This window comes from Runella sp. MFBS21 (assembly GCF_029433105.1).
Classification (GTDB): domain Bacteria; phylum Bacteroidota; class Bacteroidia; order Cytophagales; family Spirosomataceae; genus Runella.
In genome coordinates, this window is the sequence record NZ_JARNTW010000003.1 from 25,023 (window position 1) to 45,178 (window position 20,156).

11 protein-coding genes are annotated in these 20,156 nt (G+C 43.7%); all 11 read right to left on the reverse strand.

Annotated elements, in window-relative coordinates; translation table 11 throughout:
- Position 1: 1 nt before the first annotated feature.
- The 11 genes from ppk1 to tsaE all read right to left on the reverse strand — a co-directional run bounded on the left by ppk1 (position 2) and on the right by tsaE (position 20,112).
- Positions 2 to 2,305, reverse strand: a complete 2,304-nt coding sequence (ppk1, locus tag P1X15_RS07465; protein WP_277337523.1) for a polyphosphate kinase 1 — start codon at positions 2,303 to 2,305, stop codon at positions 2 to 4.
- 125 nt (positions 2,306 to 2,430) lie between these two features.
- Complete coding sequence (gene gyrB / locus P1X15_RS07470) at positions 2,431 to 4,401, reverse strand: DNA topoisomerase (ATP-hydrolyzing) subunit B (protein WP_277337524.1); 1,971 nt, start codon at positions 4,399 to 4,401, stop codon at positions 2,431 to 2,433.
- 104 nt (positions 4,402 to 4,505) lie between these two features.
- On the reverse strand, positions 4,506 to 7,832 hold the full coding sequence (locus tag P1X15_RS07475; protein ID WP_277337525.1) for a VCBS repeat-containing protein: 3,327 nt from the start codon (positions 7,830 to 7,832) through the stop codon (positions 4,506 to 4,508).
- Positions 7,833 to 7,837: 5 nt separating this feature from the next.
- A complete protein-coding gene (locus P1X15_RS07480) occupies positions 7,838 to 8,593 on the reverse strand; it encodes an SDR family NAD(P)-dependent oxidoreductase (protein ID WP_277337526.1) in 756 nt (251 codons plus the stop codon).
- Between the two features lie 67 nt (positions 8,594 to 8,660).
- Positions 8,661 to 11,600: a DUF5107 domain-containing protein gene (locus P1X15_RS07485; RefSeq protein ID WP_277337527.1), complete on the reverse strand. Its 2,940-nt coding sequence runs from the start codon at positions 11,598 to 11,600 to the stop codon at positions 8,661 to 8,663.
- 366 nt (positions 11,601 to 11,966) lie between these two features.
- Positions 11,967 to 13,523: a SusD/RagB family nutrient-binding outer membrane lipoprotein gene (locus P1X15_RS07490; RefSeq protein ID WP_277337528.1), complete on the reverse strand. Its 1,557-nt coding sequence runs from the start codon at positions 13,521 to 13,523 to the stop codon at positions 11,967 to 11,969.
- 35 nt (positions 13,524 to 13,558) lie between these two features.
- Positions 13,559 to 16,639: a SusC/RagA family TonB-linked outer membrane protein gene (locus tag P1X15_RS07495; protein WP_277337529.1), complete on the reverse strand. Its 3,081-nt coding sequence runs from the start codon at positions 16,637 to 16,639 to the stop codon at positions 13,559 to 13,561.
- Between the two features lie 182 nt (positions 16,640 to 16,821).
- A complete protein-coding gene (locus P1X15_RS07500; RefSeq protein WP_277337530.1) occupies positions 16,822 to 17,898 on the reverse strand; it encodes a dipeptidase in 1,077 nt (358 codons plus the stop codon).
- A gap of 120 nt (positions 17,899 to 18,018) precedes the next feature.
- Positions 18,019 to 18,423: a hypothetical protein gene (locus tag P1X15_RS07505; RefSeq protein ID WP_028668127.1), complete on the reverse strand. Its 405-nt coding sequence runs from the start codon at positions 18,421 to 18,423 to the stop codon at positions 18,019 to 18,021.
- 24 nt (positions 18,424 to 18,447) lie between these two features.
- On the reverse strand, positions 18,448 to 19,659 hold the full coding sequence (locus P1X15_RS07510; RefSeq protein ID WP_277337531.1) for an alanine dehydrogenase: 1,212 nt from the start codon (positions 19,657 to 19,659) through the stop codon (positions 18,448 to 18,450).
- Positions 19,660 to 19,680: 21 nt separating this feature from the next.
- Complete coding sequence (gene tsaE, locus P1X15_RS07515; RefSeq protein ID WP_277337532.1) at positions 19,681 to 20,112, reverse strand: tRNA (adenosine(37)-N6)-threonylcarbamoyltransferase complex ATPase subunit type 1 TsaE; 432 nt, start codon at positions 20,110 to 20,112, stop codon at positions 19,681 to 19,683.
- Between the last annotated feature and the right edge of the window lie 44 nt (positions 20,113 to 20,156).

Consider the following 20,156-nt stretch of genomic DNA (forward strand, 5'->3'; position numbering starts at 1 on the left):
TTTAGGCTTCAGATTCAGAAAGTTGAGAGGTAGATTCATCAGTGGTTTCAGCAGGAAGAGTCAAAAAAAGCCGCGTATTCATTACTTCTTCCATTGTCACATGAAAGAAGCGTTCGTGAATATTAAAAGGTTCTTTGTTTTCTTCTTCTCTACACTTGACATAGTTGCCATCTTCCAACATATCATAAGCATTGACATTGTCGCGAAGATTGTAATCTAGGATATGAATCGCTTCCTGTTTTACTCGAGGGTCGACAAAAGCAAAAACGGACTCAATCCGCCGGTCAAACGAACGTACCATCACATCAGCACTACCGCCATATACTTTGGGATTGTCGTTGTTATGAAAATAAAAAATTCGCGTATGTTCCAGAAAATCGCCCACAATAGAACGTACAGTAATATTTTCACTCAATCCCTTACGAGCTGGCCGCAAACAACAAATCCCCCTGACAATCAACCGAATAGACACACCTGCTTGAGAGGCTTTATACAGTTCTTCGATGGTTGCTTTATCTTCCAATGAGTTGATTTTAATACAAATTCCACTCGGCAAACCAGCCTGAGCATTGGCTGCTTCTTGCTGAATCAGTTTGATGATTTGCTTACGCATATCGCGCGGTGCCGTAATCAAATATTGGTAATCATTGGGTAAAGAATGCCCCGTGATTACATTAAAAAACTCCATAATGTCGCGGTTATAAACCTCGTCGCAAGTCAATAGACCAATATCAGTATACAATTTGGCAGTTTCTTCGTTGTAATTACCACTCGCCAAGTGCGCATAGCTCACTACGCCATGCTCTTCTGCTCTCACTACTTGTAGAAGTTTGGTATGGGTCTTGAAACGACTGATACCATATATCACAAAGCAACCTGCCTTTTGGAGCCGTTGGGCTTCACGCATGTTGTTTTCTTCGTCAAATCTTGCCTTCACTTCAAACAATACCGACACGTGTTTGCCATTTTCAGCGGCTTTGAGCAGGGCTGCGGTCACTCGCGATTTTTTGGCCAATCGATAGATAGTAAGTTTTATGGCCAATACCTTGGGGTCTTCGGCAGCCTCTTCCAATAATTGCAAAACAGGCTCGAAGTTGTTATAAGGATGGTGGAGCATGATATCTCCTTCTTTGATGGTTCCAAAGATATCTTCCACCATTTTTTCATGATCTACTCCCAATGGCGATACTGGTGGTGGGGGCGGCGGTACAAGTTCCGAAAATTCGGGATACTTTATAATTTGCCACAAGCACGTAAAATCTAATAAGTGCTTACATACAAACACATTGTAATCATCTATTTCCCAACGTTTTTTAACCAAATTAAGTAACCATTCGGAGGTATTTGCTTCAATTTCCATGCGTACGACACGCCCTAGTCGCCGCGTTTTGAGTTTTTGTTTTACTTCATCCAAAAAATCATTTTCAACATCATCATTTTCTTCAATCGAAAAATCCCCATTCCTGACGATTCGGAACAGGTGCATATCAATAATCTCTACATTTCGGTAAAGTTTTTTGAGTTCGTAACGAATGATTTCTTCAATAGGAACAAACAGTATCTCACCACTTTTACGCTCTATGGTATAAAACCTTGGCAAATTGGCAGGAATTTGAACAAACGAAATTTTGCGGTTTTCTTCGTCATCTTTTGCTTTTTCGCTAATCTTGGTCACTACCGCAAAAATCAATGTTTTGGCCAATAGGACTGGAAAAGTATGCGTATAATCAAACAGCATCGGGGTAAGCATCGGATAAATAGTCCGATCAAAATACTTCCCTCCTTCTTTTTTTTCGTTTTCGTCCAAATCTGACCAGCGGCCTAATTTTAGATTATGCTGTTCAAACAAAGGCAATAAATCATTTTCAAATACGTCGTCTTGCTCCTGTGCAAATCGATGAATAGCCGACAAAAGAGCTTTACGAAAGGGGATTTCGCGTAAGCCAGAATAATCGACCCTTTCTTTTCCAAAATCCAAGTAATTGTATAAGCTACCGACTCGAATCGTAAAAAACTCATCTAAATTAGAGTCGGAAATAGCCAGAAATTTCATACGTTCAAAAAGCGTACGGCGGGTACTACGGGCTTGGTCGAGCACTCGAAAATTAAACTGTAACCAACTCAAATCACGGCTGATAAAATTACTCTGTTCAATAGTCTGGCTTACCCGTTCGGCAGAGCGCGAAAAACGGTCCGTTTCTTCCAAAGGTTGCCCTTCTTTTGGTTCTCGTCGCTCACGAATGAAAGAAAAGAGAGAGGAAAACCCTCCTTTTCGATTTTCTGAAGATTGGGAATGGTTGGGCATATATTCGTTGGGTATTTAGGGCGATGATATTTTTTCCAAAATTAAAGCATAAAAAAAATATGCCACTCAATCCATCGGATGAGTGGCTCAATTTAATAGTTTCTTAACACTACTTCAACTCGTCTCTACACATCCACGCGAGCATATTTAGCGTTGCGTTCGATAAACTCCCTGCGCGGCGCTACTTCATCTCCCATCAGCATTGAGAATAAGTGATCTGCTTCCGCCGCCGACTCTATGCTCACTTGCTTGAGGCTACGACGCTCAGGGTCCATAGTGGTACTCCAGAGTTGCTCTGGGTTCATTTCTCCCAGACCTTTATAGCGTTGAATATAAACACTGTCTTCCTTCCCACCAGCAATTTCTTTGACCGCTTGCTCGCGCTGCGCTTCGGTCCAGCAATAGCGTTCTTCTTTTCCTTTTTTGACCAAATAGAGCGGTGGCTGTGCGATATAGACATAGCCATTGTCGATGAGGTCTTTCATATAGCGGAAGAAAAACGTCAGGATAAGGGTACGGATGTGGCTACCGTCCACGTCAGCATCGGTCATGATGATGATTTTATGATAGCGGAGCTTATCCATATTGAGCGCGCGTTCGTCTCCTTCTTTCCCAAATGCCACGCCCAACGCCGTAATCATATTCTTGATTTCTTCGTTTTCGTAGATTTTGTACTCTTGGGCTTTTTCGACGTTCAAGATTTTACCTCGAAGCGGCAAAATAGCCTGATACGCGCGATTACGACCTTGTTTGGCCGAGCCACCCGCCGAGTCTCCCTCTACAAGATACAATTCACAACCTGCTGGATCGGTTTCGGAACAGTCTGCCAACTTACCCGGCAATCCTACCCCGCCAAGTACGGTTTTGCGCTGTACCATTTCGCGAGCTTTACGCGCTGCGATACGCGCCTTGGCCGCCAATATCACCTTATCAACAATCGTACGGGCTTCTTTAGGGTTTTCTTGAAGGAAGTTGTCGAGCATTTCGCTTACTACTTGGCTTACCGCTCCCGCTACGTCAGAGTTTCCGAGTTTGGTTTTGGTTTGTCCTTCAAATTGAGGCTCTTGTACTTTCACCGAAATCACCGCCGTAAGTCCTTCGCGGAAGTCGTCGCCACTGATTTCGATTTTTTCTTTGGCCAATATCCCCGTTTTCTCGGCGTAGTTTTTCAGAGTACGAGTAAGGGCCATTCTAAAACCAGATACGTGCGTACCTCCTTCGATGGTATTGATGTTGTTGACATAAGATACCACATTTTCAGAATAAGAAGTGTTATAAATCATCGACACTTCTACTGGCACCGCACCTTTATCATTCTCCATGTAAATAGGAGTCGGAATGAGCTTGTCGCGGGTGCTATCAAGATAGGTCACAAACTCTACCAGGCCCCCTTCCGAATGAAATTCTTCATAGCGAGGCTGACCATTTTCGTCCAAATCACGCATATCTGTTAGCGTCAGCGTGATTCCCTTGTTCAAGAAAGCTAGTTCGCGAATACGGTTGGCAACTGTATCATATTTATATTCGGAAACCGTAAAAATGGTATCGTCAGGTAAAAAATGTACAAATGTACCCGTATCTTCAGCAGTACCGATTTCTCGAACGGGATAAAGCGGCTTCCCGATGCTATATTCTTGCTCAAAGATTTTTCCTTCGCGATGTACTTCCACTCGCAGGTGCTTTGAAAGGGCATTCACACACGACACCCCTACTCCGTGCAAACCACCCGATACCTTATAAGTGTCTTTGTCGAATTTACCACCCGCGTGCAATACCGTCATGACGACCTCCAAGGCCGATTTTTTTTCTTTGGGGTGCATACCCGTCGGAATACCTCGTCCATTATCTCTTACTGTAATCGAATTGTCAGTATTGATTACTACCTGAACTCGATCACAATATCCCGCCAACGCTTCATCTATCGAGTTGTCTACTACTTCCCAAATTAAATGGTGTAAGCCCTTGATACCAATGTCTCCGATGTACATTGCGGGGCGTTTTCTCACGGCTTCGAGACCTTCAAGAACTTGGATGTTTTCGGCTGAATAATTGCTTTTGTCTATTTGTTCGGAAATTTCAATTGTTTCGGTTGCCATATTTTAGTTTTGGTAACAAATAGGGTACTTATTTCTGAAAATATTTCAATTTTTTAACGCGTAAAGATACAATAATTTAGCCAAAAATCCTAAATATTGCGCGTTTAAGGTCGTCGATATACCCCTACCGATTGATTGTATACTCCAAACACTAATAAATCATTGACAACCGCCATTGAGCGCATCTCTCCATTGATATAAAGGCCCGACTGCCATGCCCTCACAGGAGCGAAGATGTGGCTGCCCTTATTGAGAAATAGCTGTCCTTTGCTGGCATCCATTTTACCGAGACGGATTCTGGCTCTTTCTACGTTTCCTCCTATTATCAAATCAAGTTTTTGATCTTTGTCTACATCCATCACCTCCAAGGCATATACAGGGGCGTATTGTGCCTCGGTGGGCAAAGCCTCAAATACCAAAGTACCCTTCTCATTCCACAAAATCCCGGTGCGTAGTTCGTCGGCACTCAGCTGAGAGACGGTTTTCAAAACATCATTTTCCAAAATATCGCTCAGTGTAGCCTTTGAATAACTTACATAATCAGGAAATTTCTTTTTCAAAAAAGGCAACTGATCTAGCAATTCATCACGACTAGCGTAGGGATATTCCTTGCCTTCTTGAAACAACGACACAATCGGTACTATACCGCCATTACCCGTAAAATCTTTATAATACAACTTGAGCTTATCACCCGATGTGACATGGTATTGGGTATTCAGTCCCATATTACCCAGCACAAAATCATCGTCGCCGTCGCCATCGAGGTCAGCGTGGAGTAAGCTATGTGCCAAAGTAGGCAATAAGGCGCTTGTTTTGGTGTCGTCTGCTAACCATTTCTCACCTTGATTGAGATACACCAAGGGCTTCATCCATTCCCCTACAAGCAACAAATCTGGCTTTTTGTCATTGTTGAAATCCGAAAATGCAGCCCCTGTAACGAGCGACGAATGCGCAAAAGATTTGATGACCGAAAAATTGCCTTGTCCTTCGTTTCGCAGCAATACCGACGCCTGCGCTTCAGGAAAACGTCCAGGCACACAATGTGCGCCAATAAACAAATCTTGGTCGCCATCGGCATCAATATCAGCGGCTTTGACTACGGTCGCATTGATGCGTAAAGATGAAAAATCCCCTCCTGCATGGCGTTTTAATTTCCCGTTTTGGTTGAGATACAAACGGGGTTGTAATAAAGAATCATTGGCCGCTAAAGCATAACCTCCACTGACTACCGCCACATCTAAATCTTTGTCGCCATCAGCATCAAATAGCACCGCGCATGAAGATTCAAAGGAAGCATCTTTTTCAAACTCAGGTTGGGGGCTTTTCACAAACCCGTTGGAATTTTGTAGGTATAGCTCATCCGCTTGTCCTTTGGGCGCCCCCACAAAAACATCCAAACGCCCATCTCCGTTGAAATCCCCTTTGGCCAAACAAGGCCCTACGCCCGAAAGCATCTGAGGTAGCAAGGTCTGAATTTTGAAATCATTGATGGCAGTGACAGGCAAAATCGGCATCAAATCTCCCGTGTAGGTCAAAAAAGGAGAAACAGTAGGAAAGCTTTCTTGCCTCAGCCTCGCTTGTGCATAATCCGCCTTGATTGTTTGATTGGCCTGAAGATTTTTCAGAACTTGTGTTTTTTGGTCAGTCCATTTGACAATGAGCGAATCTACCTGCATCACCTCTCCTAACCCAAAGTGCAAAGGCACATACATAGCCGACTGAAAACCTCTAACGGGCTGAAATTCGAGCGTTTGCGTTCCTTTTTTTGTAAAAACTGTTACTTTAGTCCCCATTTTTAAGGCTTCGCTTGGAGCTTTCAAAGCCACGCTGAGATGGTTAGTAGGGCTTTTTTGTTGAGCATTATTTTGATACACAAAAGCCTTTTCGTTGGTATTGTTTGTGACTAAGTCAAGGTCGCCGTCATTGTCCAAATCTGCATATATCGCTCCATTAGATTGACTTGGTTGGTCAAAGCCCCAGTCTTTTACTTTATTGTCAAACCCTCCCTCCCATGTTCCCGATGACGACACACCCCGATTTCGGAACACATAATTAGGCTCATTGATGGGAGGCATTTTGGCAATAACGTCCATTTGGCTTGGCACTTTACCTGTACTGTTTGATTCTACCTGTATATCAGCCGAATACTTTAAAAACTCCATATTGGTATAATCGCGAGCGTAACCGTTGGTCACAAACAAATCTTTGAACCCATCATTGTCAAAATCCGCAAAAAGTGCCGACCAACTCCAATCGGTATTGGAAATTCCTGCTAGTTGCCCTATTTCCGAAAACACAGGTATGGCTGCTTTCTCTTTTCCTGTTTTATTTGGATTCACACCCATGTTCAGTTGCAGCATATTGCGCATGGTTTGGTGATGAAACCCCGCTCTTAGCAATGATTGATATTTGTCGTAGTTATCATCTCCTGCCGTAAGCTTAATACGTTCATTTTGGGCTGGCAACATATCAAGGGTTACAATATCGGCCCAGCCGTCGTTATTAATATCAGCGGCGTCAGTCCCCATAGAATAAAGTGAGGTACTTCCTACCATTTCTCTAATGCTTTCTTTGAACGTTTTACCCTCCTGATTGAGATAAAAATAATCGTTTTCGTTGTAGTCGTTGGAGACATACAAATCTAGCCAGCCGTCGTTGTTGAAATCAGCCACATTGACCCCCAATCCAAAACTCAACACATTGTTAATCAAGCCCATTTCGTGCGACACATCCACGTATTTGCCTCCTTCGTTTCGCATCAATTTACTGCCATATCGGAGGTCGGGTTGCTGTCGATAATTAGCAATCAATTGGCTAAATCCGGCATAGTCTTGAATAGAGTGATTGAGCAAAAAACAATCTAAATCGCCGTCTTTATCATAGTCAAAAAAGGCCGCTTGTGTGGTATAAGAAGGGTCATTTAAGCCATATTCAGCGGCTTTTTCGATAAACTTTACGCCTTTTCCTGTCTTACCTTGATTGATATAGAGTAGATTTTTGCGCAAATTGGGGTCTTCGGCTCCTGAACGACAAACATAAATATCGAGCCAACCGTCGTTGTTAATATCGACCACCGAAACGCCCGTTTTCCAGCCTGAATGCTTGATGCCTGCTGCATCCGTGACATCTTCAAAAGTGATTCCTTTGTCAGGTTTGGAGGTATTGAGGTAGAGTTTATCTGCCACCATGTTGCCCGTAAAATACAAATCCACGAGGCCATCATTGTTAAAATCCCCTGCCCCTACCCCACCGCCGTTGTAGAAGTACCCGTATTTCAAAACGTTGTTTTCGGCATCTTCTTCAACAAAATTGTTGAAAGCTATGCCCGTATCATCGGCATCAAGGCAAGTAAAGAGTGTATCAGCTGAGTTTTTACAGGCCGAAACAAGTAGTGTCCCTAAAAGCAACAAAAACGATTTTGGTCGAAACATGTAAGTTAGTGTTCAAGGTCTCGAATGTCATAAAAACCCCCATTTTGAAATTTTTCGTTGCCGAGAGCTTTATCAATAAAAGTCGCCACACTCTCTGGTGAGCGCAACTTACCTTCGGCATACAAAGCCTTAAAACGCTCCACCTCAGCAAACTGCTCAGGCGTACGCGAACGAATCTCATCTTGCATGGCAGTATTTACTACGCCCGGTGCCAAGTTCCAAACCTTAACGGGATGGTGCAACTGACTGATTTCAAGAGCCAATACCTGCGAAGCCATCAAAAAACCCGCTTTGGTAGAGCAGTATCCACTCCAGCCGTAATATTCGTGCTTGGCCGCTCCCGACGAAATATTGACAACTTCCAAAGGTATATTTTTAGCAACTGCCAAGCTCACAAGGTAATTTTGGAGAATCATCGGTGCCGTCATATTCAGAAAAATGGTTTTGGCCAAATCGGCCGCTGGCACATGAAAAGAGGGTTCTATTTCACCCAAACGCCCCGCGTTGTTAATGAATACAAGAGAGGCAGTGGCGTTGTCTTCTACAATTTGGGTCCAATGTTTCATGGTATTTTCGCAGCCTTCCAAATCACTCAAATCTTCTTGAATGCCGATAAAATTGGCCTTCGCCCATGATTCATCGGGCGCTGTACGGGCAGTACCCACTACTAAGTCTTGGGGTGAATATGTCAAAAAATGCACCGTAACCGCCTTACCAATTCCTCGGCTACTACCTGTTATAAAAATAATGCGCTTACTCATATCTTCAATTGAATGGTTTGATAAAGGAGACAAAATAGGGCAAAAACTCCGTTGAATCAACCAATTTTTATTGAAATAACTCCCACAATCCCAAATCGTTTTTACTGAGCTGTTTGGTAAATTGGGTAGTCTCGTTGACATCTATTACTTTTTTAGTCATTTTAAGGTCTAATATTTTTTTCAAAAAAGTAGTTAAGCGATTGTCAGGGTCATAAGGCTCTCCCGAACCCAGATTTTCGGGCCAAGTTTCAGCTTGATTCAAAAAAAGTTTGGCCTCTTTGTATTTTTTGTTTTTGAACAAATCAGCCGCATACCTGATATTCAATTCTCTAAAAAGTGCATGCGCTCCCGAAGCCCCTTCATTTGGCAGAATGGTAAGTGATTTCATCAAGTCGATGGCTTCTTTGTAGCGTCTTGCGGCCTTGAGAAGTTGGGCGCGTTGTTGTCCCAAAATATATACTTCGTGGTCTTGTTTGGGTAGTTTTGAAAAACTTTCATGAAGAGCCAAAGCCTTTGCTAATTCTCCGTTTGTGGCATAAAAATCTGAGAGTGTTTTTACCGTACGCCAACTATTGGGGGCCAATTCGTAGGCTTTTTCGAGCGCAGCTTTTGCTTGGACTTTGTCAGTTTTGAGTACTTCGGCTTTGTACAAATAGTAGGGGGCAAAATCAAGCATCTCGCCTCCTTCAATTTCAGTAAAATCACTTAAGCTGATATTGGGGCGAACGGCAGCCTCCGAAAGATGTAAGTAATAGCGTAATTTCCAATGAGGTTTTTGCGTCAAAGCCCACCGCAAGGCGGCGGCGGTTTCGTTACGAAACGGGAAAACGCCTTCGGGAGAAGCCGCAATCGCCTCCTCTAGCGCTCGCTCCGATTCAATTTTTTGATTTAGTTTATCCAATAAAAAAGCTTTCCAAATAGCCACTACTGGATGTGAGGACGACGACATCAACACGTCAAGACTTTCATGGTATAGCCCTAGTTTTTCGTAATCAATCGCCATTTCCAAATATGTCTCAAAAGGCAACTCACTACGAATCATTTCCGAGGCGTGTTTCTTGTCTTCGGTCTTTTGTGTAATCTGTGCTATTTCAAAACGTACTCTATGATTGAGCGGGTCGTTTTGTAAAATCTCTTTTGCCTTTTGCAGAGCTAATGCTGGGTTGTTGGTAAGACGCAATACGGTTATCTCTAGCACTTTGGCATCCCAATGATCCGCTTGGCGTTCTAGCACTTGTTGCAATAATTCAGAGGCTTTAGCATAATCTTTTTCATTGACAGCAATTTTTGCCAAGTGATACAGCGCGGCACTACGGTAGGTGGGATCAAGAGAAGCGGTGGCAAAGCGGTCTTTGGCCGCTACCCATTGTTTTTGGCCTTCGTAGGCAATCCCGGCAATAAAATTTGCTTTAGCATCATAGGCATGGTTGGCAAGTGCCAAATCAGCTACTAATCTTGCTTCTCCAAGTTGGCCTCTGACATAGGCCAATTCTGCTTTTAAAACTTGCGCAGGTTTGAAAGAGGGGCTTTTTTGCAATAAATGCTGTAGCAGTGAATCCGAATCTAGGTAGTTACGCTGATTTATTAAGTCTTTGGCGTGCAGATACATGCCATAGTCTGACTTCCAATCAAATGTTTTAGCCGCCTCCAGTGGTCGTTCGGTGTCATTGGAATGCCCGTTGGCGAGTATCTCCGTCCCCACTAAGATTTTTAGAGACTCTATATTCCCCGTCCAACGTACCGAATCACGAAACGTTTGGAGGGGTTTTAGGTTTAATTTTTTAGCAAAAATCGGCGTAGTACCTTGCCATACTTTCAACGTATCTTGCACCAACGCAACCGCACAATAATCTATTTTAAGCCAGTTTTCATTAGTTCTTACATTCATCGAACCGCGCGGCGTAGCGTGGGTCAAACCTCGCGTTTGTTTGACTGGAAACCAGTATTCTGTCCAACTATCATGCGTATAAGGCATAAACGACACATGTTTAAACGGGCTATACATACTACCTTCGGAAGCTTGATTAAACAAGCGCCCCGACTGCAACTCTACGTATTGGCCGTCAGTATCGGTCAGGAGTTTATCCCAAATCATACCTTGTCGAGACAGACCCCAAATCCATATTTTTTTACCAAGCTTCTCATGGTAAGGCGAATAACGAACAAAGCCCATGTTGTCGTTGTGCCAGAAACCGCCATAAAAATCGGTCTGTTTTCCCAGAACATGATAAGACTTATAGGAGCCAAAGTTGTTTTGTTCATAAAAATTCAGATGACGCCCCGCCGAATCGCGAGGCCATGTGCCTACTTCGCCGTTATGCCCTACGTAATGCGTACCCGGAAACACAAATTCCAAGTTTCCAGCAGCTTTAAAGCCCGCATTCATCCAATGATAATAGCTCGTCTCCAAAGGTGTGGCATTGTACCAATGGGACTTAGTAGTGAAATACGCCTTGTCTTTCGGGAGATTGACCTCTACCATCCAGCGCGTTCGAGCCGACCAATCCCAAGCTCCCAAAAAGCAACTAACGCTTCCGTCGGAATTAGTACGGGTAAAATAATCTACGGGTGCCGATACTGTGGGAGCATGTCCGATGTCTCCAAAATTGATTTCTATCCCCCCCGAAGTCCACGCCCCACGCATGGCTACATCCCGAAACTTGACGACATGATTGAAATACACAAAGGGAAAATCGGTAGACTTTTCGTAAGCACCCCAAATTTTTCCACCTATCTCAGGCGTGATATACACTTTGATATAATCGTTTTCGAGTTCGATAAACTTCCAATCTTTCATAACGGGCTTATCCGTAAAACCATCAAACCGAAAATAAGGATAGATTTTTCCGGGTTTAGGCACTGGATTAGGATCAGAAAAAGCATACGTTTTGAGGCGTTGAGTGGTTTCTTTGATGGTGGCTTGCTGAGCTGTAGCGGTCACGTTTGCCACCAATAAAAACCCTATTATTAAAATATATTTTTTCAATAAAAAACGTAATGGATTCATGGATAAGAAGTGATTTTAAAGGATAATTATTGAAATAGACTTTTTAATTTAAAACCCACAAGTATCTCATATGCTGCTTGTCAAAGACATTAGAAAGGAAAATAATTTTAAGTATGGATAAATACCAAGGGCACTTCAAGGGTTTTAACCCTAATTTTTTCAAGTGTAAGAGTTGAAAATCAGGGCTAAAGCCCCTGTGCTATTTTCATATTTCTAGCCCCAGCCTAAAGGCCGATGCGACGTGGGGTTAAAACATAACCCTATATCTCGGCTAATTTTGCTTAGATACTTAAGTAATTGTACAAAAGATGTAGCTATGAATAAAAACGGGCGAAAATTCGCCCGTTTTTATTCATAAATTATCGGTTATTGTTTATCCCACCACAAACGAGTTGTTGATTTATCGGCTCCTCCTAATTTAGAAACCCCCGAATCTACCCCCGCTTTGTTGGTGCTGATTTCGCCAGATACAAAAGGGGCACGGCGTACAATCGTTCCCACGGGTACTTCAGGATCATCGGAGTTGACTTTTGGATAAAGCTTAGGATAACCCGAGCGGCGATACTCCGCCCATGCTTCAAAACCGTAAGGAAACAAAGCCAACCATTTTTGGGTCAAAATTTGCTCACGCTGACGAGCAGACGTAGCTTCCCATTTAACGGGGATATCGGTCATACCAGGGCTTTTTACGACGTCATTGAGAGCAATGGGAGTCGTGGTACCGTTAGTATAAGCTGCAATAGCAGCAGCATCTGTGATACCCCACTGACTCATCGAGAGAGCAATTCCTTTTTCATACAAGTCTTTGGCAGTACCGCCCATATTCCAGCCATTGAGAGCACCTTCAGCGCGGAGGAAATGCGCCTCCGACGCAAACATAATTCCCCAAGGCTGCGTAAAGCGCGCCGCATCTTGGAAAGCGGGAGCTACGTTTGAGTTGGCAGCAGCAGCATTTTCGGGCAATCCTAGCTGTACTTGCGTATAGCCATTACGCAATCCCTTGTAATTGCTAGTACCTTCTACAGGACTAAAAAACTTACCAATACGAGGATCATTGAAACCTTTAAGCGTACTTTCCATCGCAGCACTCATCCGAAACTCATTCCATGCCGTGATTCCTCCCAAAGGATTAGGAGAGTTGGCCGTTACTTTCACCAAAGCATCGTCGGCATTGGTTTGTAAAGTACCTGCTGCTACCGCTGCTTCAGCTTCTGATTTTGCCAAAGTAGGGTCTACTTTCGACATCCGCAGCGCCAAACGCAAACGCATCGTATTGGCAAACAAAATCCATTTATCAATGCTGCCATTGTACACTTGGTCGTTGTTGCCCAATACCGTTTTGCCTTTAGATTTTTCGAGCGTAGCTACTGATGTTTTCAGTGTCGCCAAAAAGTCTTTGTAAATTGATTCTTGGCTATCGTATTCCACGGTTTTGGTACCACCGCCTACTTTAGAATACGGGATAGCGCCCCAGTAGTCGGTCATTGGCAAATACATTTGCACTTTCCAAATCGACGCAATCGCGTAGATGTTGGCATCTTCAGCTTGCCCGCCGGGTTTTGTGGCATCCAAAACCACCAAAAGCGGGGGAATCTGCTGACCATAAAAATTTCCCCAAGCGCCATTGAGCCAGTTGCCTACCATGACGTTACGGTCAGAAGGGAAGTTGATAGCGACGTTGGCATAGTATTGAGCATGAAGGTCGGCAAACAAGCTTTGCATCAACTGAAAAGGCCCTCTATCTCCAAACACCCCGCGCCATTGGGCTGCCGCAAAGGCATTGCCTACGGCCGATTTATCAACGGAAGTAAGCTTGGTTTTATCGGTATTGATTTCTTCAAATTTCCCCGTACAGGCATAGAAGCCTACTGAGGCCGCCACCAACATCACAACCGGGATAGCGATTTTTTTTGATATTTTCATTATTTTCTCCATTTGAATGTTAAAAACAATCTGTATTAAAACGAAAGATTCAAGTTTACCCCAAAAGTGCGAGTAGAAGGCAGAGAGAAAGACTCCAATCCTATTGAGGTATTTTGGGCACCAGATGCAAGCTCAGGATCAAACCCTTTGGCTTTGTTCATAAAGAAAAACAAGTTACGTCCTACCAACGAAACCGCAATTCCTTGGAAAGGTGTTTTCTTAAACAAACTTGAAGGCAAGTTGTAGCTTAGGGCCATCTCACGCATACGGATATTGGAAGCACTGTACGTAAATACTTCTCCCGCCGGGGTATTGCGCCCGCCTACTTTTACCCAGTAGCGTTCGGCAGTAGTAGCGATATTGTTGGCAGAACCATCTGATTTTACGCCCGGAAAAGTATAACTCTCACGACCTGCCAAGGTCTCTTCAGTAACACCATCTGCATAGATAACCGCATTGGTAAACGACGTCACCACGCCGCCCATCCGAGCGCTGATGAGGAAATTGAGGGAGAGATTTTTGTAAGAAATTCGGTTGCTCAAACCTCCCGTCCAATCAGGACGAGCATTGCCTAAATACACGGTTGTACCTGAAGTAATTTGGGGCAAGCCATCGGTTCCTACTAGTATCTGTCCGGCATTGTTACGCACATATCCACGGCTATAGATTTCGCCAAGTGGCCGCCCTTCAATGGCACGAATATTATTCATAAAGTCGTTTGTAAGCTGCAACTCTTTCAAATCAGGCGTAAGCTCCACGAGTTTGTTAACGTTTTTGGCATAGTTCAAATCAATATCCCAACGCAAATTTTCGCTTTGCACCGGGGTGGCATTCAATACTAGCTCCACGCCTTTGTTGTTGACCAATCCCGCATTGATAAACTCCGACGACCATCCTGAAGCAGGCGGAATCGCCACTGGGAACAATTGGTTTTTGGAATCGCTATTGTACCATCCTAAATCAAATCCGAAACGGTTGTTGAGGAATTTCATTTGTAGACCAAACTCCAACGCAGTTGTTAGCTCGGGTTTCAAATTAGGGAAAGGTTTTACAGCATCACGTACAATGAACCCATTAGGTCCCCCTGCTAAGAAGGTATAAGTTTGATTGAGAAGATAGGGACGAGCATCGTTACCAGTTTGAGCATACGAACCACGCACTTTCATAAATGAAATCGCATCTGGCAAGGTGATCATATTTGATAAAACCGCCGAAAAACCTACCCCAGGGAAGAAGTACGATTGACTCTCTTTTGGCAATGTAGAAGACCAGTCATTACGTGCCGTAACGGTTACAGTAAGGGCATTTTTGAAAGTCACATCGGCTGTCGCAAATACACCTTGTTTTTCGGTTTCGTTTACGCCACGTGTGGTTTGAGAGTTGCGGGCATTGCCAGTGATAAACAAGTTTTCGCGATTGAGTCCGTTGTTGACGGTCAATTGGTCAAGCTGACTACGACGTTGGAGGCTTCCCCCTACAGTAGCATTGACGGCAATTGACTCCGAAAACTTCTTATCATACATAGCAAACAAATCATAGTTTTGCTCAGTGACTTGGCGCCAGCTAGTTTGGTATTCACCATTATCAGCGATGGTGTAGGTATTGGTATACCATTTTCCTTCAAATTTATCTACATAACGGTCGATTCCCCCACGTGCCATCACTTTCAATGCGGGTGTAATTTTATAAGTCAAAGATGTAAAACCCGTGATACGATCCCGATTATCAAGTGCAATTACCCGATTTTTAATCCAATAAGGGTTTTGGCCACCATTAGAGCCAGGGTTCCAGTAATTCTGACGAAGGCTACCAGTAACAGGATCAATGTACTCAAAATCTTGCGCTTGTGCCAAACTTATATTACGAGGTATGCGCAAAATATGACGTTGAAGGTTGGCAAAGGCTTCGCCCGTTTGCTGACGATTGTCAATACGCTCACTTAAGTAAGTGATTTTGGTATCCAAAGAAAGCTTTTGGCCAATCTGATTAGAAATTCTAAGGTTAAGAATGTTGCGTTTTAGTTTGTTGTTGTCCACAATTCCCTTGGCACCTACGTTTGTATAGGAGAAGTAAGTTTGTGTTTTTTCGCTACCTCCTGAGAAAGCAACCGAGTTAGAAATCTGCGAACCAGTCGAATAAAAATCCCGATAATTGTTAGGATTAGGCGTCATGTTGTAAGTTTTACTAGCATTGGCAGGGTTAGGTCCCCACATCGCTACGGGCTGTCCTTCCATTTTGGGTCCCCAGCTAAATTCGCTTGCGCGGTTATAGACGCCCGCACTACCTTGCCCATATACGTTTTGGAATTTTTGCAAAATCATCGCTTGTTCGGCTTGGAATGAGCTATTGATAGTAACTCCAAAACCTTTTCTTACCGAACCTTTCTTGGTATTGATAATCAAGGCACCATTGGCAGCACGGCTCCCATAAAGTGCGGTTGCAGACGCACCATTCAATACGTTGATGGACTCGATGTCGTCAGGGTTAACACTCGAAAGGCCGTCACCTCCGTCACGTCCTCCGTTGGCATTGCCTGGACTAAAGTTAGAGTTGTCCATCGGTACACCGTCGATGACAATCAAGGCTTGGTTGTTGCCTGTAATAGAGCGGTCGCCACGCAAAACCACCCTTGAAGAGCCTCCCACGCCCGAAGAAGAACGCGCAATATCGAGGTTTGCTACACGACCAGCAAGGGAATTGGCCACATTGAGCTCACGAGCTTTAGCGATATTACCCGTCTGAATGGTTTGAGTAGCATAACTCAATACTTTTTGGTCTTTGGAAATCCCCAAAGCCGTAACCACTACTTCACCTAAAGTACGTACATCTGGCGCAAGAGAGACTTCAATCGAAGAAGCAGCTCCCAACGCGATTTCTTTGGTTTCGTATCCTACAGAGGATAGAATCAAAGTCCCAGTAGCAGGTACCGAAAGTTTAAAGGCACCCTCCGCGTCCGTATTGGTACCGCGGCTAGTGCCTTTGAGAAGAACATTTACACCAGGCAGCCCTTGCCCAGCTTCATCTTTGACAGTCCCCGACAGCGTTCGGTCTTGGGCCGTCAATTGCCCGATGCCGACGAAAATCGACAACAAGCTGACAAATAGAACTTTAAACATAGATTTGATTGGTTAGTTGGTTATACCAAATGCAAATTATGTTTTATTTTTAAAATAATGTTATTACAAGTATACTATTTTTTAATTTTTTTTAATATGTCACTTATACACTTAAAATTTGCACAAAATCCACATCTACATTCTAATTCACTCGAACAAAACTCAATTCACAAAATATTATTTCACCAAGAAGCATTTAAGTGCCTAAACCAGTTTTTATAAAAGATGTTTTCTATATCCTTATTGGTATATCCTTTGGTTTGGAGCACATTTTGGTATAATTGTAAATCTGAAATGTTATCTAAATCATAGGGAGATTGCTCTCTTCCAAACATGCCATCAAGATCAGTTCCAAAAGCAACATGAAGGCTGTTTCCGGTCAGTTGACAAATATGATCCCAATGGTCTACAAGCTTCGCCATCGTAACCCCAAAAGCTTTGGGGTCTGATTGCCGCTGCAAAAATCCAGGTGCCAACATCCACGCATCCAATGCTCCTCCTATCACGCCTCCCCTTTCTACGATGCGCAAAATCTGCTCGTCTGTCAGTTGACGCTGATGAGGCACTAAAGCACGGCAGTTGTGATGGCTTGCCCAAATCGGCCCCTTAAACAATTCTAAGGCTTCGTCAAAACCCTTGTCGGTAAGATGAGTTACATCCAAAATCATTCCTAAGAAGTCCATTTCGCGCAGAAGGTCCCGCCCAGCGGCAGTGAGGCCATCTGTAGTACCCGTACCAGAAGCATATCGCCCCGACCCATACCACGCAGGCCCGATAGCGCGTAGCCCATAGGCGTATGCTTTTTCGAGGTAAGAAAGATGGATGAGAGAGTCAGCCCCTTCGAGTGATAAGATAAACCCAACCGGCTTACTTTCATTGGCGATAGAGGTATCTTGCCATAGCGCCATGTGAGCTTGTAGCTGCGTAAGGTTGGTAATTTGGGTCATTTCACCCAAATCTACCATAGCTTGATACCACGCCACTTGAGCTTGAGTCATGGCCCAAGCCTGAGCCGGCGAGTACCATCCGTCAAAGGCACTACCTCGCTGAGTCACCCGCGCCAATTGGGTAGCTACTACGAGGCCGATGTTTCCTTTGCGCAAATCAGGCAATGACACCGTTCCTTTGCCACGGTCGCGTTTGTCGGTAAGATGTTTTTCTACTTCACGTTCGCGAAGCTCCTGCACAGAGCAAGTATAGTCTCGGTTCCACTCTATGGCATTCATGGCCATATCTAAGTGGGCATCAATAATAAACATCAGTTAAGGGTTTGGGGGGATAAAAAGAATAAACTACTTACGAAGACCACTTTGCACTTGACTCGGGCAAGTTTGTGAAATATAACTTGCTCAGAAATGTATCCAGTAGAATGTATAGTACTAATCTTCCGGAAAAGGAATAAAGACAAAGCCTGCGAAATCGTTTTGGACTACAAATAAGCAACAAAACTCGTCAGGATGACGGTAATTTTCTTTAAACAACTCTACCGATTCTAAGCCTACCAGCCCTCTTTGAATAAACTCATCAATGTAGGAGGCTCTATAAGCCCATTCGTTTTCAAGTTCGGTCTTATTGATTAATAATATACCCAAATCAATCTCTTTCTGAACAGCCACAAAAATAGGATGCTCAGAAAACCCTCTTTTACGAATTTGATATGACGCTTCTTTGAGTTGGTCAGATACCTTCACAAAATCTTGTGAAATCAAGCCCAGAAGTCGTTTATTAACTTCGGGCGAGTTGGCATCATCCATCAAGGTATTTTCGTTACTATGGTTTATCATAGATTTTGGTGTTGAAGTAAAACTTTACATTCTTGCGGCTAGCAAAAGACTCAAATCTTTGTGACGCATACTGAATTTTTTGGCAATAACGGGGTTGGTCAGTGTACCTCCGTGAGCGTATACCCCCTTGCTAAACCAACGATTGGCATACATCATTTCTTCTACACCTCCCGCAGTACCAGTACGCAAAAGCATCGGCAAAAACACATTGCTCAAGGCAGTGCTAGCCGTGTGAGCTACCCTTGAGGCAATATTTGGCACACAATAATGAATCACATCATATACGCGATAGGTCGGTTCTTTGTGCGTAGTGATGCGAGAAGTTTCGATACAGCCCCCTTGATCGATAGATACATCAATAATGACCGAGTTTGGTCTCATTCGGGCCACCATTTCTTCGGTCACGATACTTGGACTGAATCCGTCGCTTGGACGCAGAGCCCCTATTACCACGTCAGCCCGCTGAATAGCCTCAGCAAGCGTATCTGATTCAATAATCGAAGTATAGATGTTTTGACCAATAGCGTACTTTAGGCGTTGTAGCCGATAAATATGTTGGTCAAAAATCTTGATTTCGGCCCCTAATCCCAAAGCTGTCCGTGCCGCATATTCGGCCACGGTTCCGGCACCTATGATCACTACTTTGGTAGGAGGCACGCCGGTTATCCCCCCTAAAATAATACCTTTTCCTTGGTTGGCACTACTCAAATACTCCGCCGCAATAAGCATAACGGTACTCCCTGCAATCTCGCTCAAAGAGCGTATGATAGGCTGCCCTCCTGCGGGGTCTTCGATGTATTCGTAGCTGACAGCCGTGATTTGCTTTTCGTTGAGATGCTCAAAATACGAACGATTACGGGTAGGTAGGTTTAAAGCTGAAATAACCGTCTGACCATTTTTGAGGTGTACAAATTCTTGCTCAACGATTGGCTCGATTTTCAGAATCAAATCACTTTTAAAAACCTCGTTGGGAGAATACACAATTTGGGCACCTGCTTCGCTGTATTCATTATCAAAAAACTGTGCTCCTTCTCCAGCACCCTTTTCTACTACTACTTGGTGACCATTTCGAACCAAAATTGCCACTGCTTCGGGAGTGAGCGCAATACGGTTTTCTTGCAATGAAACCTCTTTGGGAAGCCCAATCAACAGGCTCCGCTGACTCGTTTTCACGGGTGCTAAAGCTTCTTGTGGATAAAGGGCCGTTTTTTTTGCCAATTCACCAAAACCCATCATTTTTTTAGAATCATTTAAACTTTAGATGTCAACGTTATCAGTAACTGTAATTGCCCTTTTTCCGTTCGCTACTTCCTTAATTGTAATCTTTTTGAAACGCGGGGGCAGCAGCTCAGCAATTTTGTCGGGCCATTCGATCAAACACAACGCGCCCGAATCTAAATACTCTTCTACTCCAATATCAAAGGCTTCGGCAATAGATTTTAATCGATAGCAATCAAAATGGTAAATAGTATCGCCAGCACTGGTAAGGTATTGGTTTACAATCGAAAAAGTGGGGCTTTGAATCGTATTTACAACTCCTAGTTCTTTGCCAATGGCTTTGACAAAGGTAGTTTTTCCGGCGCCCATTTCTCCTTCCAACAACCAAATACTATCTTCTTTACAAAGCGTTATTACTTCACGAGCGGCGCTAGTGATATCGTCCAACTCAAAAGGGGCGATTGAGTACATTTGGTTTGGCATTTCGATTCAGTAATTTACAAAATCAAATGTTT